Annotated in this window: 21 protein-coding genes, 2 pseudogenes and 2 other annotated features; of the genes and pseudogenes, 3 read left to right on the top strand and 20 right to left on the bottom strand. The window is 36.5% G+C overall.

What is annotated here, in order from left to right; translation table 11 throughout:
* The first annotated feature begins 51 nt into the window (after positions 1-51).
* Positions 52-609, top strand: coding sequence for an HD domain-containing protein (locus COE49_RS03220; RefSeq protein ID WP_098945702.1), 558 nt, complete (start codon positions 52-54; stop codon positions 607-609).
* Positions 610-777: 168 nt separating this feature from the next.
* Positions 778-1491, top strand: coding sequence for a CPBP family intramembrane glutamic endopeptidase (locus tag COE49_RS03215; RefSeq protein WP_088230800.1), 714 nt, complete (start codon positions 778-780; stop codon positions 1489-1491).
* Between the two features lie 27 nt (positions 1492-1518).
* Here the strand turns inward: COE49_RS03215 and COE49_RS27140 are convergent.
* From COE49_RS27140 to COE49_RS03200, 4 genes and pseudogenes are all read right to left on the bottom strand, one after another.
* A pseudogene (locus COE49_RS27140) lies at positions 1519-1662 on the bottom strand (DUF4179 domain-containing protein); the annotation flags it as partial.
* Positions 1655-1822 (bottom strand): annotated as a pseudogene (locus COE49_RS03210) (sigma-70 family RNA polymerase sigma factor); the annotation flags it as partial. The pseudogenes COE49_RS27140 and COE49_RS03210, both read right to left, overlap by 8 nt.
* Positions 1823-1933: 111 nt before the next feature.
* Positions 1934-3727, bottom strand: coding sequence for a DHA2 family efflux MFS transporter permease subunit (locus COE49_RS03205; RefSeq protein WP_098945701.1), 1794 nt, complete (start codon positions 3725-3727; stop codon positions 1934-1936).
* A 12-nt stretch (positions 3728-3739) separates the two neighbouring features.
* Complete coding sequence (locus COE49_RS03200) at positions 3740-4393, bottom strand: HlyD family secretion protein (protein WP_071771032.1); 654 nt, start codon at positions 4391-4393, stop codon at positions 3740-3742.
* A 296-nt stretch (positions 4394-4689) separates the two neighbouring features.
* Between COE49_RS03200 and COE49_RS03195 the strand changes: the two genes are divergently transcribed.
* A complete protein-coding gene (locus COE49_RS03195) occupies positions 4690-5307 on the top strand; it encodes a TetR/AcrR family transcriptional regulator (protein ID WP_088230804.1) in 618 nt (205 codons plus the stop codon).
* 41 nt (positions 5308-5348) lie between these two features.
* On the opposite strand, the gene COE49_RS03190 is transcribed toward COE49_RS03195, so the two are convergent.
* From COE49_RS03190 to polA, 16 genes are all read right to left on the bottom strand, one after another.
* The gene (locus COE49_RS03190; RefSeq protein WP_060632484.1) at positions 5349-6434 is read right to left on the bottom strand and encodes a M42 family metallopeptidase; all 1086 of its coding nucleotides are present in this window, start codon (positions 6432-6434) and stop codon (positions 5349-5351) included.
* 70 nt (positions 6435-6504) lie between these two features.
* Positions 6505-6996, bottom strand: coding sequence for a dUTP diphosphatase (locus COE49_RS03185; RefSeq protein WP_000365050.1), 492 nt, complete (start codon positions 6994-6996; stop codon positions 6505-6507).
* 470 nt (positions 6997-7466) lie between these two features.
* Positions 7467-7823, bottom strand: a complete 357-nt coding sequence (rplT, locus tag COE49_RS03180; RefSeq protein ID WP_001138362.1) for a 50S ribosomal protein L20 — start codon at positions 7821-7823, stop codon at positions 7467-7469.
* A 37-nt stretch (positions 7824-7860) separates the two neighbouring features.
* Entirely contained in the window at positions 7861-8061 is a 201-nt protein-coding gene (gene rpmI / locus COE49_RS03175; RefSeq protein WP_001125945.1) for a 50S ribosomal protein L35, read from the bottom strand.
* Positions 8062-8082: 21 nt separating this feature from the next.
* Positions 8083-8586: a translation initiation factor IF-3 gene (infC, locus tag COE49_RS03170; RefSeq protein WP_000973214.1), complete on the bottom strand. Its 504-nt coding sequence runs from the start codon at positions 8584-8586 to the stop codon at positions 8083-8085.
* A gap of 62 nt (positions 8587-8648) precedes the next feature.
* Positions 8649-8769, bottom strand: a sequence feature (ribosomal protein L20 leader region).
* A gap of 210 nt (positions 8770-8979) precedes the next feature.
* Entirely contained in the window at positions 8980-10917 is a 1938-nt protein-coding gene (gene thrS, locus COE49_RS03165; RefSeq protein ID WP_098253179.1) for a threonine--tRNA ligase, read from the bottom strand.
* Positions 10918-10965: 48 nt separating this feature from the next.
* Positions 10966-11194, bottom strand: a binding site (T-box leader).
* A 31-nt stretch (positions 11195-11225) separates the two neighbouring features.
* Entirely contained in the window at positions 11226-12107 is an 882-nt protein-coding gene (ytxC, locus tag COE49_RS03160) for a putative sporulation protein YtxC (RefSeq protein ID WP_098945700.1), read from the bottom strand.
* A gap of 279 nt (positions 12108-12386) precedes the next feature.
* Complete coding sequence (dnaI, locus tag COE49_RS03155) at positions 12387-13325, bottom strand: primosomal protein DnaI (RefSeq protein WP_088230807.1); 939 nt, start codon at positions 13323-13325, stop codon at positions 12387-12389.
* A 33-nt stretch (positions 13326-13358) separates the two neighbouring features.
* Positions 13359-14765: a replication initiation and membrane attachment family protein gene (locus COE49_RS03150; protein WP_088230808.1), complete on the bottom strand. Its 1407-nt coding sequence runs from the start codon at positions 14763-14765 to the stop codon at positions 13359-13361.
* A 139-nt stretch (positions 14766-14904) separates the two neighbouring features.
* Positions 14905-15366 (bottom strand): transcriptional regulator NrdR, encoded by a 462-nt coding sequence (gene nrdR, locus COE49_RS03145; RefSeq protein WP_001203687.1) that lies wholly within the window; start codon positions 15364-15366, stop codon positions 14905-14907.
* 286 nt (positions 15367-15652) lie between these two features.
* A complete protein-coding gene (gene speD / locus COE49_RS03140; protein ID WP_098413228.1) occupies positions 15653-16036 on the bottom strand; it encodes an adenosylmethionine decarboxylase in 384 nt (127 codons plus the stop codon).
* Positions 16037-16421: 385 nt separating this feature from the next.
* Positions 16422-17450: a glyceraldehyde-3-phosphate dehydrogenase gene (locus tag COE49_RS03130; RefSeq protein ID WP_088230810.1), complete on the bottom strand. Its 1029-nt coding sequence runs from the start codon at positions 17448-17450 to the stop codon at positions 16422-16424.
* A gap of 109 nt (positions 17451-17559) precedes the next feature.
* Positions 17560-18162 carry a dephospho-CoA kinase gene (gene coaE / locus COE49_RS03125; RefSeq protein WP_088230811.1) on the bottom strand — a complete coding sequence of 201 codons (603 nt, stop codon included), beginning with the start codon at positions 18160-18162 and terminating at the stop codon, positions 17560-17562.
* A 53-nt stretch (positions 18163-18215) separates the two neighbouring features.
* The gene (gene ytaF, locus COE49_RS03120) at positions 18216-18848 is read right to left on the bottom strand and encodes a sporulation membrane protein YtaF (protein ID WP_000281732.1); all 633 of its coding nucleotides are present in this window, start codon (positions 18846-18848) and stop codon (positions 18216-18218) included.
* Between the two features lie 72 nt (positions 18849-18920).
* On the bottom strand, positions 18921-19751 hold the full coding sequence (gene mutM / locus COE49_RS03115; RefSeq protein WP_098253180.1) for a DNA-formamidopyrimidine glycosylase: 831 nt from the start codon (positions 19749-19751) through the stop codon (positions 18921-18923).
* Between the two features lie 12 nt (positions 19752-19763).
* Entirely contained in the window at positions 19764-22397 is a 2634-nt protein-coding gene (polA, locus tag COE49_RS03110; RefSeq protein WP_141556604.1) for a DNA polymerase I, read from the bottom strand.
* Positions 22398-22505 lie beyond the last annotated feature (108 nt).

The raw sequence follows: 22505 nt of genomic DNA, 5'->3' as shown, positions 1-22505 counted from the left end.
CCGATCGATTTTTCTTCATATACACCATTAGATAAAGGGAGTGAATGTTTTATGCAACGTATTACGCTTGAACAAGTTTTTAAACACCACATTACACAAAAATACGTAAACCGTTCTGGGATGGTCCACGCGATTGCTGTCGCTTACCATGCGTTTCACTTAGCTAAAAAGCATCACGCCTCAGTCGATGCTGCGACAAAAGCTGGTTTCCTTCATGATATCGGACACCATACGTGGTACACAGGCGGCGAATGGGACTATGACTTATATAAAAAGAATGATATCCATGCAATTAAAGGCGCTGAAAGAGCACATAAATTGCTTATTAGATTAGGAGAACATCCGAAACTAGCAAAAGAAATTTCTGTTGCAATTCTTCTACACACCGATTCTTTCCTATTAGAACAAACGCTTGAAAGAACACCTCTACAAAACGTTATTAAGTGGGCGGATGAAGCCGATGAAGAACCGGGCGGGGCACATCATTATAGAACGATTTCTTATAAAAAAGCATTGAAAGCAATTCAGCAATTAGACCGATTGGTAGAGCGCGAATTGCAAATAGAGCAATCAAAATCGAACAATAAGGCAGAACATAGTTATCAATGAGAGAGAGGCATCACTATAGGGTGATACCTCTTTTATTATTTTTACTAATCATGTAACAAGAAGTTCAATTTAAAAATTTCTAACTTTGTATGTAATATTTGAACATAACATTATAAATAACAATACTTTATAATTATATATAAGAATATAAAAGAGGTGATTTTATACATGCAATCCACTACACAACTTCCATACGAACAGAAACACTCCATGTCATGGGGACAATTTATTAGCTCTGTCTTATTTGCCTTTTTTGGAACCGGACTTATCACTTTATTTCTAGCATTACCTTTAATGATTTATACAGCTGGTCTCACAAATAAAAAGCAAATAGCCTTATATGATTCTATTGCAAATACTACAAGTATCGCATTGCAACTAGGGATTTTATTGTTCTTCATTTTTAAATACGAACCTGCAAAAAGACTATTACTAGAGGCATTTAACTTTAGGGCACTCAAAGAATGGCGTACATACATATACTTGTTCCTGTTTTTCGCATTAAATATTCTTCTTAATTTCATCATGTCAAATTATGTATTTCAAGACGCAACAAAACAACAATCTTCTGCACTAAACTTAGAAGTTTTTAATCAATATCAAACATTACTACTTATTGGCTTTGCAATACTCACACCCATTTTTGAAGAACTCATTTTCCGTGGCTTCATACTTCGCTTCTTCTCAGAACGCTTTCCATTTTGGATTGCAGCAGTCTTAACGAGTTTCTTCTTCGGTATCGCACACACATACTCACTCGGAGTCATGGTAATCACCTTCTTCATGGGACTTTTAATGGCTATTTTATGTAAGAAAACAAATTCCATTATTCCAGCTATGTTATTTCATATTATGAATAATATGTTCGCCTTTTTAGTATAAAGAGAGGTATCATCCAGATACCTCTCTTTATTCTTTTATCACAACTTCAAACTCTTCTTCCGTTAAAACTTTTCGATAATTCGTTTTCTTTTCTCCTTCTTCACCAGAAGTTAAGACAGGCGTCAGGACAATTTTCGTTACACTATCCTCTAGTTTTTCAAAACGCCAATAACACATCATCCATGCATTCCTCTTGTACATCTTGAAACGAAGCTAAATGCTTCTGAATAATACTTTTTATAAGTCCACCGTAATGATCGATAATAAAGTATAGTGCTTTTTCGTTCCTTTTCCTTAGCTGATTCACAACGTTCTCTTCTGTAAGTTTCATGTGTCCCCTCCTCTCTAACGTGCTCTACATCTATTAATTCGTATCGTCACTACTCATTTCTATCAAATTATATACATTTATTAATAATACCCAAATAAAAAAGCAGGGAAATTAATTCCCTGCTTTTCTATTTCGTTTATTGCCTGATGGTAAGAAGAACGATAGCACCCAAGCAACACCTGCGAGTATTGTTGCAATTAAGAAGGCATCGTTAATACCGTTAATTGCAGATAGCTTTGAAATTTGTCCATATAATAGTTGCGTACTCATCGCATCTCCTGCTTGCGCTGAGCCGGCTAATGCCGCTAAGCTTTGCCCCATACTGTGTACTTTATCAACTAATATTGGGTTTGACGTTGTTAACATATTTCCGTAATCTGCTACGTGAGCAGTCGTTTGTTGCGTCATAAGTGTAATTAATATCGCCGTTCCGATTGAACCAGCTACTTGTCTTGACGTATTTTGCGTCGCTGTACCGTGAGAAATTAATTTCATCGGCAATGCGTTCATACCAGCTGTCATAATTGGCATCATAATGAATGACATACCAATTGAACGTATAATATAATCCGTCATAATAACGCTATACGGTGTATCCATCGATAACGTTGTAAATTTATATGTCGCAAATGTCGTAATCGCTAACCCAACAATCGCTAATGGACGAATGCCATATTTATCGAATAACTTTCCTGCTACTGGTCCCATAATCCCCATAATTAATGATCCTGGAAGGAGTAATAGACCAGATTCCATCGGCGTAAAGCCGCGAATATTTTGCAAGTATACTGGAAGTAATAGCATACCTCCAAATAACGCCATCGTTACAATTGCGTTAATTACTAATGTGAAAGTAAACGTTGGATATTTAAACACTTGTAAATCCAGCATTTTATTGTCTGTTGTTAACTCTCTCCAAATAAATACTGCTAAACCAATGACACCGATGATAAGTGTTATAATAACTTCTGCACTAGTCCAGCCATTATTTCCAGCTTCACTAAATCCGTACAGTAAGCTACCTAGTCCAATACTTGAACTAATAACACCAAATACATCTAACTTTGTTTTAGACACCGGCTGTGCTAGTGTAAAGAATTTTAAAGATAAGAACGTAATAATTAAGCCAACCACAAACATTCCATAAAACATTAAGTTCCAGCTATAATTTTCAATTACCCAACCTGTTATAGTTGGTCCGATAGCTGGCGCTAAAATCATCGCTACCCCTAATAATCCCATCGCTGCTCCGCGCTTATGAGGAGGGAATAATGTCATGAAGATATTCATACCAACAGGCATTAAAATACCTGCACCAACCGCTTGAATAATACGGCCCGTCATCATCATTGTAAAGTTACCTGATGTAGCACAAATGATAGATCCTACCGTGAAAAATAGCATTGCCGCTACAAATAATTTACGATACGTAAACCGTGAAACTAAAAAGGCACTAATCGGTACTAAAATTCCATTTACAAGCATGAAGCCTGTAATTAACCATTGGGCCGTTGAAGTTGATACGTTAAATTCGTTCATTAACGGAGGCAATGCAACATTAATGATCGTTTGATTTAAAATAGAAATGAACATACCGAGAATTAATACCGTTACAACTGCTTTTACATTCACATTCTCTACTGGTAATTGTCTTTTCAGCATTTCTTTTTCCTGTTTTACTTGCTCTTGCTTCCCTGTTTCTAATTCTACAACGTTAGAAGCTTCTGTTTCTTGTTTTTGTTCGATTTCTTTCTCTTCTATTTCTACCTTACTTACTTCTATTTTACTTACGGCTGGGACTTGTTCTTCTCCCACGTTCGTTTTTTTCTTTCGTAAAAGACGATTTACAAGGAAGAAGACGATTATACAAAATAGTGCATATCCTACAATTGCAATTGAGGACATTTCATCTCCCCCTTACTTATGAATACGAACTGACACATTCATTCCAGGAACAATATTTACTGATTTACTATGATCTAAAGAAATTTTAACTGGTACAACTTGCTTTACTTTCGTATAGTTCGCTGTTGCGTTACTTGATGGTAACATTGAGAATGTATTTGCTGTTGTTAATCCAACTTGTTCTACTTTTCCTGTTAACGTTGTATCTGGGTATGCATCTACATACACATCTACTGTTTGGCCTTTTTGAACATCATCAATAGTTGTTTCTTCAATATTTGCTGTTACCCACAAATTATTCATATCAAATGCGTAAGCAATTGGGCTTCCCGCTCCAACGAAGGCATTTGTTGTTGCGTTTGATTGTACAACTGTTGCATTTTGCGGAATTGTTACGTCTACTGTTTGTTCTCCATTAGCCGCTGCTACAGTGACAGCACCTAACTTATCGTTCTCATTGTAATTTTTGCCTACTTCAGCTTTCCAGTCGGTTAATTTACCCGCTACTGGTGACGCAATTGGAATTACCTTTCCGTCAATTTTTGCATTGTCTGTTTTTAAATAGTTTTCCGTTTGATTGTAATAGTAATAACCGCCGATACCGCCGCCAACTAATACAATTAATGTGATAATGTTGATAATTACCATTCTTCGAAACTGATTCATTGCATTCCTCTCCTTATATCGCATATAATTTTTTTCTAAACTATTTACATCCTTATTGTTTATATTGTTTAATTGTTAATTATATTAACTTTTAAACAAAAAAATCACACCTTTGCAGTGTAAACTGTAATTCGTCTACCTGCGAGCGGTGCTGATTACTGAAGGACTATCGTTTATAATTATAAATAATTATTTTGAATCTACAACCGACAATTTAAGCATGAAATGTCGGTTAAACAACAAAATAATATAAATGTGTTGTTTAAATATAAAAAACTAAACAAGGAGAAGTTAAAATGTCTATTAAAAATACAAATGATCCCCGTGTAAAACGAACGAGACAACTCATACAGGATGCTTTTGTCGCTTTAGTAGGCGAAAGAGGATTTGAAAATGTAACTGTTCAACATATCGCAGAACGTGCTCCTGTAAATCGTGCTACGTTTTATAGCCATTACCACGATAAATATGACCTATTAGAAAAAAGTATTGAAGAAATGTTAGAGAAGTTAACGGAAGTAATTAAACCGAAAATTAGAAATAAAGAAGAGTTTCAACTGACATTCGATTCACCACATCCGACATTTTTGGATTTGTTTGAGCATATCGCAGAAAATGCTCAGTTCTATAATGTTATGCTTGGTGATAAAGCAGCTGGAAACTATACTCATAAAATGATGAAAGCCATTCAAACATACTTAACATTAAGCTTATCTATTTCACAGCCTAACGATGAAAAACTTATGGTCCCTCGTGACATTCTCATTAGCTATGTTACTGGTGCTCATCTAGGAATGATTATGTCATGGCTTAAAAAAGGTATGATCTATACCCCACATTTTATGGCCATGCAATTAACGCGCTTAATTATTTTAGGGACCCATACTGCTGCAGGATTAGAAAGACCTTTTTAAAACGTAAAAAAGCGAAGGAGAATCTCCTTCGCTTTTTTCTATTAATTAAAAGTAATGTTATGTACAGCCTCTTTATCAAGACGTTTAATAACTTCTACAATTAACTTCACTGCATTTTCATAATCATCACGGTGTAACATTGCCGCATGTGAATGGATATAGCGCGTTGCAATCGTAATTGCCATAGATGGAATACCGTTTACAGCAATGTGAATGGCACCTGCATCCGTTCCACCACCCGCTACAGAGTCATATTGGTATGGAATTTGTAATTCATCAGCAACATCAACTACAAAGTCACGTAAACCTGTATGACCAATAACAGAAGCATCATATAAAATAATTTGCGGTCCATCACCCATTTTACTTTGCGCTTCTTTTGCCGTTACACCAGGTGTATCCCCAGCGATACCAACATCTACTGCGAATGCGATATCTGGTTTAATATAGTTTGCAGATGTTTTCGCACCGCGAAGACCGACTTCTTCTTGTACAGTCCCTACGCCATATACAACGTTCGGATGCTTTTCATCTTTTAATTGTTTTAATACGTCAATTGCAATTGCACAACCAATTCGGTTATCCCATGCTTTTGCAAGCAACATTTTTTCATTCTTCATCACTTGGAATTCAAAGTACGGTACAACTTGATCTCCAGGTCGCACGCCCCATTCCATTGCTTCTTCTTGGCTAGAAGCACCGATATCAATGAACATGTCTTTAATGTCAACTGGCTTTTTACGTGCTTCTGGAGGTAAAATGTGTGGTGGTTTTGAACCAATTACACCTGTTACATCTCCTTTACGCGTTACAATGGTTACGCGCTGTGCAAGCATAACTTGTGACCACCAGCCACCAACCGTTTGGAAACGAAGGAAACCTTTGTCATCAATTTGCGTAATCATAAAGCCAACTTCATCTAAATGACCTGCAACCATAATTTTCGGGCCGTTTTCTTCCCCTACTTTTTTCGCAACTAAACTTCCTAAATTATCAGTAGAAAGTTCATCTGCAAACGGCTCGATATATTTCTTCATTACTTCACGTGGTTCACGCTCGTTACCAGCAATACCACGTGCATCTGTTAATTCTTTTAGCATTGTCAATGTCGCGTCTAATTTTGTCATTGCCAACACCCTCCTTTTTCTTCAGTCACTTCATTATACAATAATTAAATTGAAATATTCAAAAATTAAATTAGTATCCTTGTGTTTGACGCTGATGATTTACTTCATTTTTGTCTAAATACGCTTTCTCAATCTCTTCTTGTTCAAATTCAAGCGCCTGTCCAAGTCGAAGATAGCTTGTAAATAATTCAATATAGTTTGTAATAGATGGTTGATCTGTAAAACGAATCACTTTCGCATATGTGTCTAGGAAAATTTCTACTTGTGTTTTATTCGTTTGTGCACACTTATAGAATAGGAAGTTTTTATCAATACCTAAATCAATTCCGATTGATAAAATAAAATGTAAACCATCTACGTATTCTTCTAATATCACTTCACGTTCTGAAGCTGGTTTGTTGCTCCAATATTTAAAACAACGTGTTTCGTTTGCAAGTTCTCCGATTTCCACAAGAAGAGCTAACATTTTTTCTTTCAACAACTTTTTCGGTTGTAAATCATGTTCTTTCGCAATACGGTCATCTAATTCCTTTTGTAATTTAAATAGTTGTAGTAAGTCCATTCTATTGTCCTCCTCCAACATCGCATTTTATGCAACAATGTTGTTTCATCTCAAAGTTCATTATTATGTTTCAGTTCTTATTAACAAGTCAGCTATCTAACTCTTTATAAAATAGCTTGTCCTTAATTTACAAATACGTTTCAATCATCACTATTCGATTGTTCACACGATCGGTAATAGCTAATACTTAGCCAAGGGTAGCACCCACTGATTAAAGTTTTACTTCATCTGATGAAAGTTCCATATCATCTTTCCATTATAGCAGTGTCGTTTCTGCTAGGAAAGATACTCTTCTTTCCAAAGGAGTATAATTGAAAAAAGCCAGGAGAATTCTCCTGGCTTCATATGTATATTCTTCTATATTGCTATAGCTTTTATCTTGATTTTGTCATATCGATAACGACATACTTCACTTTGAATACAAACAAAAAACCTTAGAAGAAAAATCTTCTAAGGTTTCAACTAATTAATTAGTTAATGTTGTTTTTTGCAACTGTTGCTAATTCAGCGAAAGCTTTTTCGTCATGAACAGCTAAGTCAGCAAGCATCTTGCGGTTAACTTCGATGCCAGCATTTTTAAGACCGTGCATTAAGCGGCTGTAAGAAAGACCATTCATACGAGCTGCTGCGTTGATACGTGTAATCCATAATTTACGGAAGTCACGTTTCTTTTGACGGCGGTCACGGAATGCATACATTAGAGATTTCATAACCTGTTGGTTAGCAACCTTGAATAATGTATTTTTTGAACCGTAGTAACCTTTTGCTAATTTAATTACTTTTTTACGACGTTGACGAGTAACTGTACCACCTTTTACTCTTGGCATAATATTACCTCCTAATTGTTCTATATATCAGCCGAACTTATTTTAAGTTGTCAAGCATTTGACGAATGCGTTTGAAGTCACCAGCGCTTACTACACCAGCTTTACGTAGTTTACGTTTAGCTTTTGTAGATTTGTTAGCGAATAAATGGCTTGTGTAAGCGTGAGAACGTTTCAGTTTACCTGATCCAGTCTTTTTGAAACGCTTTGCAGCGCCGCGATGAGTTTTTTGTTTAGGCATAGGTATTTCCTCCTCTATCTATTACTTATCGTTTTTCGGTGCTAAAACTAAGAACATACTACGTCCTTCCATTTTAGGCTTAGATTCGATTGTACTAACTTCAGCACAAGCTTCTGAGAAGCGATCTAAAACACGTTGACCGATTTCTTTATGAGTAATGGCACGTCCTTTAAAGCGAATTGACGCTTTAACCTTGTCGCCTTTCTCTAAAAACTTGATAGCATTACGAAGTTTTGTGTTAAAGTCGTGTTCATCAATTGTTGGACTTAAACGAACTTCTTTCATGCTAATTACTTTTTGATTTTTGCGCTGTTCTTTTTCTTTCTTCTGTTGCTCAAAGCGGAATTTACCGTAGTCCATAATGCGGCATACTGGCGGTTTCGCATTTGGAGCAACTAATACTAAATCAAGATTAAGATTTGCAGCTAAGTCTAAAGCATCATTACGAGACTTGATTCCAAGTTGATCGCCATTTGCGCCAACTAAGCGTACTTCACGTGCACGAATTTGCTCGTTAATCATCATATCCTTGCTAATAGTAAGCCACCTCCAAGGTTTTCTCAGAACATATTTTGTAGTCATAGAACCCGACAAAAAAAGTGCGGGCATACGACACCCACACTTGTAAAATCTTAAGTAAGAAATACATTTACCTGTAAACTGCGAATGCGTCCATCAGGTGAGAAGCGGGTGCTTCTACTTGTTCCACAAAACAATATTCTATTATCCTTGATGAGTTTATCATAGGACATGACGTCTGTCAAGAAGACGCGATGTGTTTTACTAACAACAAGAAATATTGTAACAAACAACTACCATACTTGCAATACTTTTTTATGATAAGTGTTATATGGTTATTTTTGCTAATTTTCCTCACTTATCTTATATAGAAAAGCCGCGGTATACCGCGGCTCTTTCTTATCGTTTTCCTTCTACTTTAATCATGTCAACAAACGCCTCTAATGCGATTGTCTCTGATTTTTGTTCACCATATTTACGTACGTTTACGCCGTTTTCAGTTACTTCATTGTCACCTACTACAAGCATGTACGGAATTTTTTGCATTTGTGCTTCACGGATTTTGTAACCGATTTTCTCTTCACGAGTATCTAATTCAACACGGATACCAGCACGTCGTAATTCGTCTTGTACTTTCTTCGCGTAGTCTAAATGCACTTGTGGAGAAACTGGAATCACTTGTACTTGAACTGGAGCTAACCAGGTAGGGAATGCACCTTTGTATTCTTCAATTAAGAAGGCTACGAAGCGTTCCATAGTTGATACAACACCACGGTGAATTACAACTGGACGATGTTGTTTACCATCTTCACCAACGTAAGCTAATTCAAAGCGTTCTGGAAGTAAGAAGTCTAATTGTACAGTTGAAAGTGTTTCGTCTTTTCCAAGAGCAGTACGAACTTGAACATCAAGTTTTGGACCGTAGAATGCCGCTTCACCTTCAGCTTCATAGTAATCAAGACCCATTTCGTCCATCGCTTCTTTTAACATACCTTGTGCTTTTTCCCACATCTCATCATCCGCATAATACTTTTTAGTATCTGCTGGGTCACGATAAGATAGACGGAATGAATAGTTCTCTAAACCGAAATCTTTGTACACTTCTAGAGTTAAGTTTACAACACGTTTTAACTCTTCTTTAATTTGATCTGGACGAACGAAAATGTGCGCATCGTTTAAAGTCATTCCGCGTACACGTTGTAATCCAGATAACGCACCTGACATTTCATAGCGGTGCATTGTTCCAAGTTCCGCAATACGGATTGGTAGTTCACGGTAGCTGTGAATATCGTTTTTATAAACCATCATGTGGTGAGGGCAGTTCATTGGACGAAGAACTAATTCTTCATTATCCATTTCCATTGATGGGAACATGCCATCACGGTAGTGGTTCCAGTGACCAGAAGTTTCATAAAGCTCTCTGCTTCCTAGTACTGGAGTGTATACGTGATCATAGCCTAAGCTTGCTTCTTTATCAACGATGTAACGCTCGATAATACGGCGAATTGTTGCGCCTTTTGGTAACCAAAGTGGTAAACCTTGTCCTACTTTTTGGCTATTAGTAAATAGTTTTAATTCTTTACCTAATTTACGGTGATCGCGCTCTTTTGCTTCTTCAAGCATACGTAAGTGCTCATCTAATTCTGCTTTCTTAACGAATGCAGTACCGTAAATACGTTGTAACATTTTATTATTGCTATCGCCGCGCCAGTAAGCACCCGCAACGCTTAATAATTTAAACACTTTAATTTTTCCTGTAGATGGAAGGTGAACACCACGACAAAGGTCGAAGAATTCGCCTTGCTCATAGATTGAAATAACCGCATCTTCTGGAAGATCGTTAATTAAATCTAATTTTAACTCATCGTCAATTTCTTCAAAGCGACGAAGTGCTTCTGCACGTGGTACTTCATGACGAACGATTTCTAAGTTCTCATTCACGATTTTTTGCATTTCTTTTTCGATTTTCTTGAAGTCTTCAACTGTAATTGCTTCTTCCATATCAATATCGTAGTAGAAGCCATTTTCAATTACTGGACCAATACCAAGCTCAAGCTTAACATCTTTATATAAACGTTTTAACGCTTGTGCTAAAAGGTGGGCTGTTGAATGGCGTAAAATGTATAAGCCATCTTCAGAATCTAATGTAATAATAGAAACTGCACCATCTTCTTCGATTGGTGTAACAAGATCGATCATCTCATCATTTAATTTTCCAGCCACAGCCTTTTTCTTTAAGCCTGGGCTAATAGAAGCTGCGATTTCTTCAGTTGTTACGCCTTTTGGAAACTCCTTCACAGCTCCATCAGGGAAAGTAATTTTAACTACATCTGCCATCACTGGTCACTCCTCTTTTTTTTCAAAATAAAAAACACTCATCCCGTAAAAAGGGACGAGTGTTGAATTCGTGGTTCCACCCTTGTTCCAATTAACATAATTGTTAATTGCTCAAGTTCAACATAACGGTGTTGTCCGTTAGCAATTACTAAAAAAATCGTTCACTGCTAAAGTTTAGAGGTGGTAAGTAATAATCCCGTACTAGGAAGCTCACACCCTAAGGCTTCCCTCTCTGAAAATCGTAGAAAACTACTCATGTCCTCATCATGACATTTCAATATATTTCATTTATGTAGGTAATTATATGCTCAAAAACTTAGAAAATCAAGGGCGTTACCTTTATTTTTTAAGTTTTTCACATTGCGTTCAAACTCATGTAATCCATGTAATTGTAATCGTTCTTGAAATACGTTTCGCAACGTAATAATCATATTATGGTCTTGTTCTTTCGTATATAAATAAATTTTTTTCGGCGAAATAGAAAGAAGTGGTGCAATTACTTTCGTATCAATATATACATCCTTTTGCTTTAATAATTCTTCATCTATATATTGGACCAATTTCTCCTGTTTTAAACGTCTACCTTTATCATCATAAAAAATAAAGCTTTCATCAAAAATAAGGTGCATACAGGACAAACGCGATTTCCGGCTACTCACTTGTTGCCGGAGCGTCTCAATGAACATTTGATATTCTTGTTCCATCTTATACTCATCAATCGCTACTTCCGCAAGCTTAGCTACCATTTCCCTATATGTACGAAGACGAAAACGAACATACGATGAAAACGAGAATGAGAGCGGATCACAAATCCAGTTATTTAAAGAAGACTTAATGTATGATTCAAATGTATTGCGTGTTAAATCCTGAGCTACACCTTTTCTTCTTCCCTTTAAAATCTCCTGTGCCATATGCAATATTTGATGACACTCTTCTTGTTCTTCATAAAAAAACTTTTCTTTTAAAATTGTATATATCCACTCATTTTGTTTCACATTCACAATGAAATACACCATTACTGGCAATAAAATCTTTTCAATATAATTCGATTCACGCACTGGTATGTGAATCACAACTTTCTGTTCCTGTAAGTACACACTCGTTTCCTTATATAACATTTCCGCTCTTTTCAGTAGTTGTTTATATACGTGCATAGCATCATTTTTTTCTTCGAAGCAAATTTCAATCACTTTTGTCCCCCCTTTTATCCCCGCTCTAAAGGATTGTATCTATACGTTACAAATCCTATAAGAGTTTTGGCCCTTGGAAGTTCACTCTTAGTAGAATTTCATTTCCTATCGTTAGAAAACCCACTCGATATGGCTTGCTAATTTTATATATATTAAGGGAGAAAGAAAAAAATGATACAAGCCACAATGAATTTTCTATAAGAACTTTTCATTTTACAATTCGACTACTATGAAAAGCATTCCAAACGAAAAAAAGAGCAAGCTTCTCAGCTTACTCTTTTACTTATGACGACGGTTTTTCCCGCCAATTGGAATTGGTTTCGCTAAATACTTAATTCGTTCCATAATACGAGCTGCTTTCATTTCTTCCGCTTCACCGCGCTGTGTATACGTTAAATGATGTTCCAGCTCCTTGAAATCAAAGTTAGACGTAAAGAACGTCGGCAAGTTTTCAAGCATACGGAATTGTAAGATTGCGCCAAGCACATCGTCACGTACAAAGCTTGACATCGCTTCGGCTCCAATATCATCTAACATTAACACTTGTACACGTTTCACCGCATCAATCTTTTCCCCGATTGAATTATCTTGAATCGAACTTTTAATTTCACGTAAAAATTCCGGGAAGTATACGAGCATCGAACTTATTTTCTTTCGAGCAAGTTCATTCGCGATTGCTCCTAACAAATACGTTTTCCCTACACCAAATTTACCGTACAAATATAAACCTTGTACTTTTTTACCTGGTTCATATGTACTTAAAAATTCATTCGCCGCTCCAATTGCATCGATACGTGCATCTAAATCGGAAGGATCTAAATTCTCCATCGTTGCCTGTAAAATATCAGTTGGCATATATACACTTTGAACGAGTTTTTCATATTTCTTTCTCTCGTCATACGCTACTTTTCTAATGCAGCGATCATATTGAATATCAATCATCTTACCTTGGATAACAAGCTTTGGCTCATATCCTTGCAGCATGTTTTTACATGATCCTAAATCCGGACAATCCGCACAACCTACACTTTGTCCAATATATTCATATAACTTCACAAGACTGCGCTCAATCATCGAAGTTGTTACTTCACCTTTATGTTCGTCTATAAATTCTTTCACACGCGGGTGTGCCATCACTTCTGCCTTTAATACTTCATATCTATTTTTAAAATTTTTATTCTCCATTAATTTTGCAAATGAATTTTGAATATGCTCCATTTTCTCACCTCAAAGAGCGTTCATTCTCTTCTATTAATCACGCTTATATTTTTTCAACACTTCTTCTAGTCGTTTTCTTTCATCTTCTAACGTACTTGCACCTTTTTCCGAACTTACATCTTTCTTCGCAATTTCTTTCGCTTGTTCCTTCGGCTCTTCTTTCAGCCAATCTGGTACCATTTCTTTTCGTACTGTTTTCTTCGACGTACGGCCTTTTTTCTTCGTTTCAGCCCACTCTTGATATTGACGGTTTTCTTCTTTCGCCAATGCCATCGCTTCAGCTACTGTACCGACCTTTTTACGCGCCCAATGACCAGCAATCTTCTCCACATACGTTTTCGCGAGCTTCATATCTGAGCGTAGCATAACGTAATAAATAAGTACATTTACAACGCCTGGCGTTAGTTTTTGATTGATCATTACATCTTCAACGATTTGCAAGTCCGCTTTCGTCGCCTCTGCACCACCAGATATCTCTTTCAATAGTTGTTTTGGCGAGATTTCTTCTAACTGCTTTATTAGCATCTCTTCCTGCGTTGAAGGCTCTTTCTCTTTCATCATACGCGCACTATGAGGCTGCACTCTTTCGCTTAATACAGGTAATGCTTGCCCGTTTTCAAATTGATACCAATCGCGCGCTCCTTTTCTAAGCCTTTCGATATCAATTGTTTGCATCTCTGTCACCGCACCAAGAACGATATTTTGCATCGATAACACATCTACACCATATACGTAAGAAAGCGTAATCACACACTCTCGAACTGGATCTGTAATCGCCTTTTTAGGAACAAGAGCGGACAATCCGTCTACAAATAAGGAGAAATCAAAGAAATCATTCCAAACTTTCGGAGCGTCTCCCTTCTCGTTACTTGGCATAGTTGTCGTTTTTGGAATACGAAGGTCTTCTTGCGCATGCTCAAGCTGTCCTGGATTAAACGAACCAAACACATCATTGAACGAACGCGTAACATTTTCATAAGAGGCAAAATCAAACTCTTCCTCTAAGAAATATTGCTTTACTTGATTATATTTTGTCCGACTCAATCGATTGTATAAAAAGATACTTAAAACAATATCATCAAAAAACTGCTTTGGAGATAAAGGCGGTTGCAACTCGTATATAAACATTCGAATATCTTTTTCTTTCTTAATATATACCTTTAAAAGCCCAATTGCCTCTAACTTCACTCGTTCCTCATATATTTCAGGAAGTTGCATTTGCATGGTCACCATAAGGGAATGGTGTGTATTCTCTTTTCCAAATACACGATCTTGTTCTAACTCTCCCCATAGCGTCATGTATAAGCTAAAAGCTCTACTACCTATTAACGGTTGATACAACATTGTTAACACTTTTCGGTCGTAATTATGTAGTAGCCCTTTCGCACTTACTTTATAACGATCAATCGGCAATAGCTCCATCCATGACTGTTTTTCCATTCTTGCTTTTCCTTTCTCTCATCCAATCTATCCTCTACTGATCAAAGCTTCACTTTATTAGCGAAAAAGAGCTATTAGCTTACGCTCCTAGCTCTCTTATCTCATTACTTACAGTATGTAAAGAGAATTGAATAGGCTTCTATTCTCTTTCTTTTTGCAGTATATCTTTCAATTCTTCAATAAATACATTTAAATCTTTAAATTGACGATATACAGAAGCAAAACGTACGTAAGCAACATCATCGATATCACGAAGCTCTTCCATAACTATTTCACCAATCATATCACTTTTCACTTCTGAAATACCTAAATTACGAAGCTCACGTTCCACACTTTGTGTTACTTCCTCTAATTGTCTTAAAGATACTGGTCTTTTTTCACACGCTTTAATTAAACCGCGTAAAATCTTTTCTTTATTAAACTCTTCTCGTGTACCTTCTTTTTTAACAACGATAAGAGGTGATTCTTCTACTCTTTCAAATGTCGTAAAGCGACTTAAACAGCTTTCACACTCTCTCCTTCTTCGAATAGAGCGTCCCTCGTCTACCGGACGCGAATCTAACACTCTTGTGCCATTATGAGAACAGGACGGACAACGCAATATATTCACTCCTTTACACTATACCCTTTATTTTTTCTCTACTCACTTCGCCTGAAAATATATATACAATATTATATAACTCATTCTAACGCTCTTACCACTTTAAGTTTACACGCATTATGTTATCATCCCGTTTTCAAAAAATAAGATGGTAGATGAAGCGCTAACTTATTTGTAAAAGTTCAATTTATTCAACTAACGAGTACGTTACGTTTTTCCCTTTTTATAAACTAAAAAAGAGGTGCATTATACACCTCTTTACATTTTAAATCAATTATGTTCTTTTTTAAAGAGCTTTTGTTTCTCTCTGCTTAATTTCGAAGCTACCAGTGCCTCGAGGAAGCTCGATGCTCTCACGCGTTTTCGCGTTTAAACCTTCTGCAATATATTCTGCAGCAACATTTGGATCAATACGATCCCCACAAGTATAAACATCAATACTTGCGTAACCATGCTCCGGAAAGCTATGAATTGTTAAATGTGATTCCGAGATAATTACTACTCCACTTACACCTTGTGGTGCAAATTTATGAAAAGCAACCTCACGTACTTCAGCACCAGCTTTTAGTGCTGCATCCACAAATAATTGTTCAATATATGGCATGTCATTAAGCTTGTCGAAATCGCAATCCCAAAGTTCAGCGATTACGTGACGACCCATCGTATCCATAGTATCCATTCTACAGTTCCCCCTTGTAAATTTATTCTAACTGTTCGAATTGAAAACTAATTTGCAATTTGGCTTGCTCCACTACCACGGGGGAAAGTTAGTCCAGAGAGGTCCTAACCCTTTAAGTAGTGACTACGTACCTCAGCTCTTAAGTTTACGAGTGTTAGTATACTTTGTTTATTTTCATTTTGCAACAACAGTTTTTTCGATTTTCTGTCATAATTTCCTCTTTACTTTTCCCTAAAAAAAATAAATGATTCACAAATACAGTAATAACAACGGTTCGTGGTATGTCCACTTTTTAAAATATACTCATATATTTTTTCCTTTTCAGAAAAAAATAAAAAAAGAGGGCAAATATTTATTTGCCCTCTCCCTCATTCACTTAAATATGTTGCACATTTTTTTGTTTCGCTAATTCATCAACAACTAACGTTACAAGATCTACAACACGACGAGAGTAGCCCCACTCGTTATCATACCAAGCAAGTACTTTCACTTTACGATCACCCATTACCATTGTAGATAAACCATCAATAATAGCTGAGTGTGTATTTGTATTAAAGTCAATAGATACTAAAGGCTCTTCGCTAAATTCTACAATGCCTTTTAATGCACCATTCGCAACAGTTTTGAATGCATCATTAATAGCTTCAACTGTCACATCACGTTTTACATCTACTACTAAGTCAACAAGAGACACGTTTGGTGTTGGTACACGAAGTGCCATACCATGAAGTTTTCCATTTAAGTGCGGAAGAACTTTTGCTAGCGCTTTCGCAGCACCTGTCGTTGTCGGAATAATTGACTGTCCGCAAGCACGTGCTCTTCTTAAATCTTTATGTGGGTTATCAATATTTTTTTGGTCATTTGTATAAGCGTGAACAGTCGTCATTAAACCGTTTTCAATTCCGAACTGCTCATCTAACACCTTCACAACAGGCGCTAAACAGTTTGTTGTACAAGATGCGTTTGAAATAACAGTATGTTTTGTAATATCTAGTTGGTCTTCGTTCACACCAACTACAATTGTTACATCTTCATTTTTACCAGGCGCTGTTAAAATAACTTTTTTCGCTCCAGCTTCAACATGAAGAATTGCTTTTTCTTTTGAATTAAATTTACCAGTTGCTTCAATTACAACTTCAACACCTAGATCTGCCCAAGGCAATTCCTTTGGATCGCGGTTGTTTAAAAGGCGAATCATTTTCCCATCAACTAATAAGTGATCTTCAAATGCTTCTACTGTTCCGTCAAACTTGCCGTGAACTGTATCATATTTAATTAAATGTGCTAACGTTTCAGATGGATAGCTTGCATTGATTGCTACAATTTCGAATGCGCTTTCTTTTATTGCCTGACGAAATACCATTCTCCCAATACGTCCAAATCCATTAATTGCCACACGAGTCATAATATGTTATCCCCCTTGAATGCGTTATACTATTTATCTCTAATCCCAATAATAGTATAGCACAAAAAGAAGATATGTCACTAAGCATTTTCATTAATTTCACAATTTTTTAAGTAATAATGTTCCACTTCTTTAAAATAACCTGTAATTGTGTTTTCGTTTCCATAATTGTGCCATCATTATTTATCACTTCATCTGCGTATTTTACTTTTTCTTCCAATGTCATCTGAGATTGAATACGAGCTGTTGCTTCTTCTTCTGAAAAGTTATTTCGTTTCATTAAACGTTCTAATTGTATATTCGGTGTAACTGCTACAACTAAAACACGATCCACGAGACTTGTTAATTTACTTTCAAACAAAAGAGGGATATCTAACACAACCGCTTGCACCCCTTCTTTTATGTACATTTCCTTTTGCGTATTCATTTCCTCACGCACTGCAGGATGAACAATTTTATTTAACTGCAATCGTTTTTCTTCATTATGGAAAACGACACTTCCTAATTTCGGGCGATCCAATTCTCCACCTTTTTGTAACACTTCCGTTCCAAATACCTCTACAATTTTGTTATATGCTGGTTTTCCTCGTTCTACAACTTCTCTTGCGATAATATCTGCATCAATAACTGGTATACTTAGCTCACGAAACATTTGAGACACTGTACTTTTTCCACTTGCAATGCCTCCCGTTAATCCAATTACTACTGTCATAATAATCCCCCTCACAATATAAAAGGCGCGAAACTAATGTTCCACGCCCGTACTTACATTTTCCAAATTCCAATAATAATGAGTAATACTCCAGGCAGGAATGTAAATTTTTGTAACCATTTCATATTTGATAAAACCGTTCCCAGTTTCATTCCAATAAATAAAAACAAAGAACTCATCACTGCAACTAATACCGCCATCATCGCAGGTGCATATCCTAATAAAGATGCACCAATTCCAGCACCAAACGAATCTACAGAAAGAGCTATACCGAGAAGTAATGCTTCTCCTGCAGAAATAGTTCCCGATTTATCAAAATCTGCAACTGTCGGTTTCCGTAAAATTTGAATCACTAGTCCTAGTGAAGCGATCTCTAATTTCCAAACCTTCTCTTCTTGCTTCGGTTCTTCTTTTTTATCACTCCGAAAAAATTGGTATAATACCCAAATCCCGATTCCAATAAGAACAAGCCCACCGATACGCGTTGCGATAACAGGTGAAAAAATTTTCGCGATCATATGTCCAATTCCCATTGAAACAAGCATAACAGCCGCTGAACAGATTCCGATAATTATAATTGATCTTAGTGGAATCCTTACACTTCTTAAACCATATGTTAGCCCTACACTACAGCTATCTAAGCTTAATGTAAAAGCTAATAAAATAAGAGATAAATAAAGGTACATCGGTAAGCTCCTCCCTTATACATAGCTCTGCTGTATGTATATGACAAATGCCTATCCGATGTTATCTCTTTTCTATATTCTAGGCTGACAAATTGGGCAGTAATGTGTTCCTCTTCCACCAACAACTGTTTTTTCTAAAATCGTACCGCAAGTCACACATGGTTCTCCCTTTTTTCCATATACATTTAGAAGTTCTTGGAATGAACCAATTTGCCCTTGCGAATTGATATACGTTCTAATTGTACTTCCGCCTCGCTTCACTGCTTCGCCTAGCGTTGTAACAATCGCTTCGTATACTCTCTCGATTTCTTCTTCTGTTAAAGACGACGCTTCCCGTTCCGGATGGATGTGAGAACGGAATAAAACTTCATCTACATATATATTTCCAAGCCCTACTAAAAGACGCTGGTCTAATAATACGACTTTTATTTTGCGATTTGTCTTTTGCAATCTCTCTTGTAAATACTTCGGTGTCAATTCAGCATCAAATGGCTCCGGTCCTAAATCAGCAAGAGGCATTTGATTTAATTCTTCACCTTTTTTAAAGAGATGCATCGTACCAAACTTTCTCACATCTTTATAATGCAATTCCGTTCCATCTGTAAATAAGAAACGGACATGCGTATGTTTATCAATCGGCTCACCCTCTTGATGTAGTAAAAACTTACCTTCCATACGCAAATGGGAAACAATGACATAATTCGTTACATATAAAAGCAAAAACTTTCCTCTTCGCTTTATATTTTCAATCGTCTCGCCTCTTAGCATTTCTTTAAAAATTTCCACATCATCTGGGCGCTTTACTATTTTTGGATAAGTAACGATGACATCTTCAATCGTTTTTCCTGTCACAAGATTTTCAAGCGTCCGTCTAACATTTTCAACCTCTGGTAATTCAGGCATTTCATCACGTCCTTATTTTGCGTCGTACCAAGTTGGACCGTAAGAATAATCAACTTTCAGCGGCACTGCAAGTTCAATTGCATGTTCCATTACTTCTGGTACAAGCTTCTCTAATTTTTCAATTTCTTCTTTTGGTGCTTCAAAGATTAATTCATCGTGCACTTGCAGAAGAAGGCGCGCTTGTAATCCTTCTTCTTCTAGACGATCCGCCATAATAATCATCGCTTTTTTAATAATATCAGCTGCAGTACCTTGAATTGGTGTATTCATAGCTGTACGTTCAGCAAAGCTACGTAAATTGAAATTACGACTCGTAATTTCTGGAATATAACGGCGACGATTTAATAATGTAGCCACATATCCTTTTTGTTTCGCATCTTTTACGATGTCCTCCATGTATTCTTGTACACCAGGGAAACTTTCTAAATACTTTTCAATAAATTCTGCTGCTGCTTTTCTTGTAATTCCTAAGTTTTGCGAAAGACCATAATCACTAATACCATATACAATTCCGAAGTTAACAGCTTTCGCTTGTCGTCTCATATTTGAAGTTACTTCATCTTTTTCAACACCAAATACATCCATAGCTGTTTTCGTATGAATATCCATGTCATGTTGGAACGCTTCAACTAGCCCTTTATCATTTGCAATATGAGCTAATACACGAAGTTCAATTTGCGAATAATCTGCTGCGTACATAATCCATCCTTCTTCTGATGGAACGAATGCCTGACGAATCTTTCTTCCTTCTTCTAATCGAATCGGGATATTTTGCAAGTTCGGATCAGTTGAGCTTAATCGGCCTGTTTGCGTTAATACTTGATTGAAACGAGTATGGATTTTACATGAATCTTCATGTACAACTTTCAATAAACCTTCAATGTAAGTTGAATTTAGTTTCCCTAATTGACGATAATGTAAAATATTTGGAATGATCTCATGGTGATCCATAAGCTTGTCTAGTACATCAGCTGACGTAGAATAGCCTGTTTTCGTCTTTTTAATAACTGGTAAGTTTAAGTTTTCAAACAGAATAACACCAAGCTGCTTCGGTGAATTAATATTAAATTCTGTTCCCGCAAGCCTATAAATTTCCTGTTCCATTTCCTTTAATCTACCTGCAAGCTCTTCTCCCATATTACGAAGACGATCCGTATCAACTTTTACACCTTTTACTTCCATATCAGCTAATACACGTGCAAGTGGCAATTCTAACTCTGTAAATAGTTCATATTGCTCATTTTTTTCTAACTCTTCAATGAATGTTTGCTTTACATCATATAATACATGCACTTTACGAGCGACATGCTCTGCTACTACTTCTAGCTCTGGAACAGCACGCTTCGCGCCTTTTCCGTAAACTTCTTCATCGGATTTCACAGCATGCGTTTCTTTCATTTTCGCTACAGTACGGAAATCTTTGTCCGTATCAGCTGGATCAAGTAAATACGCAGCGATTAATAAATCAAAGTCAATCCCTTGAATATCTATCCCATTCCATTTAAGCGCAACGATCGCACGCTTCGCATCAAATGTATGCTTTCTCATTTCTCCATTTGCAAGCCACTCTTTAAAAGCATCTGACTTAAGGGCAATGTCTGTCTGAATAAAGTAGCAACCATTTTCATTTTGAATACCAAAACCCTGAATATCTGCTTTATGATAATTATCTTCTTGCACTTCAACAATAAGCGCACTATCTTGCTGAAGCATCTCTTCTGTAACTTCTTCCACGATATCAAATGTAATATCATCTAATTCAGCTGGAGCTGTTTCCTCCGGCGTAACACCTAACTTATTTAAAAGAGATGTAAATCCTAAACTCTCGAACATTGGAATGACATCACTTGGTTCATATCCTTTATATTCCATATCATCTACATGCACAGTAATTGGTGCATCTGTAATAATAGTTGCAAGATCTTTACTCATAAGAGCTTGGTCTTTATTTGCTTCCAGCTTTTCTTTTAATTTCTTCCCGCTTACTTGATCTATATTTTCATACACCTCTTCAACCGTTCCAAACTGTGTTAACAATTTAATCGCAGTTTTTTCACCAACTCCTGGTACACCCGGGATATTATCTGATTGGTCTCCCATTAAACCTTTCATATCAATAATTTGCTTTGGTGATAAGCTGTATTTCTCAAATAAAGCTTCTGTCGTATATTCATCTACTTCTGTAATCCCTTTTCGTGGAATACATACAAGTGTGTTATCAGAAACAAGTTGAAGTAAATCTTTATCTCCTGAAATAACTTTAACGTAAGCCCCTTGCTCACTAGCTTCTTTCGCTAACGTCCCCATAATGTCATCCGCTTCGTAATTTTCCAGCTCATAACGTGGTACGTTGAATGCATCAAGCATCTCACGAATAAACGGGAATTGCTCTGATAATTCAGGTGGCGTTTTTTGACGCCCTCCTTTATACTCGCTATACGTTTTATGACGGAATGTTGTTTTTCCTGCATCAAATGCTACTAACATATGCGTCGGCTTTTCTTCCTCTAATATTCTCATTAACATCATTGTAAAACCGTAAATTGCGTTCGTATGTATACCTTTGTCGTTATTTAAAAGCGGTAGTGCAAAGAAAGCACGATACGCGATATTATTACCATCTACTAGTACGACTTTTTTTTCCAAAATCGAAACCTCCCCATACAAATTTGAAATGATTTTTTTCACAGAAAAAAACCGTTCCTTTCCTCTCTCTATATTAACATGACTAATAGAGAGAAGAGAAATAACGGT

It is taken from the genome of Bacillus sp. AFS029637, assembly GCF_002584985.1.
GTDB lineage: Bacteria > Bacillota > Bacilli > Bacillales > Bacillaceae_G > Bacillus_A.
This window is presented reverse-complemented; position numbering and strand designations above follow the sequence as displayed.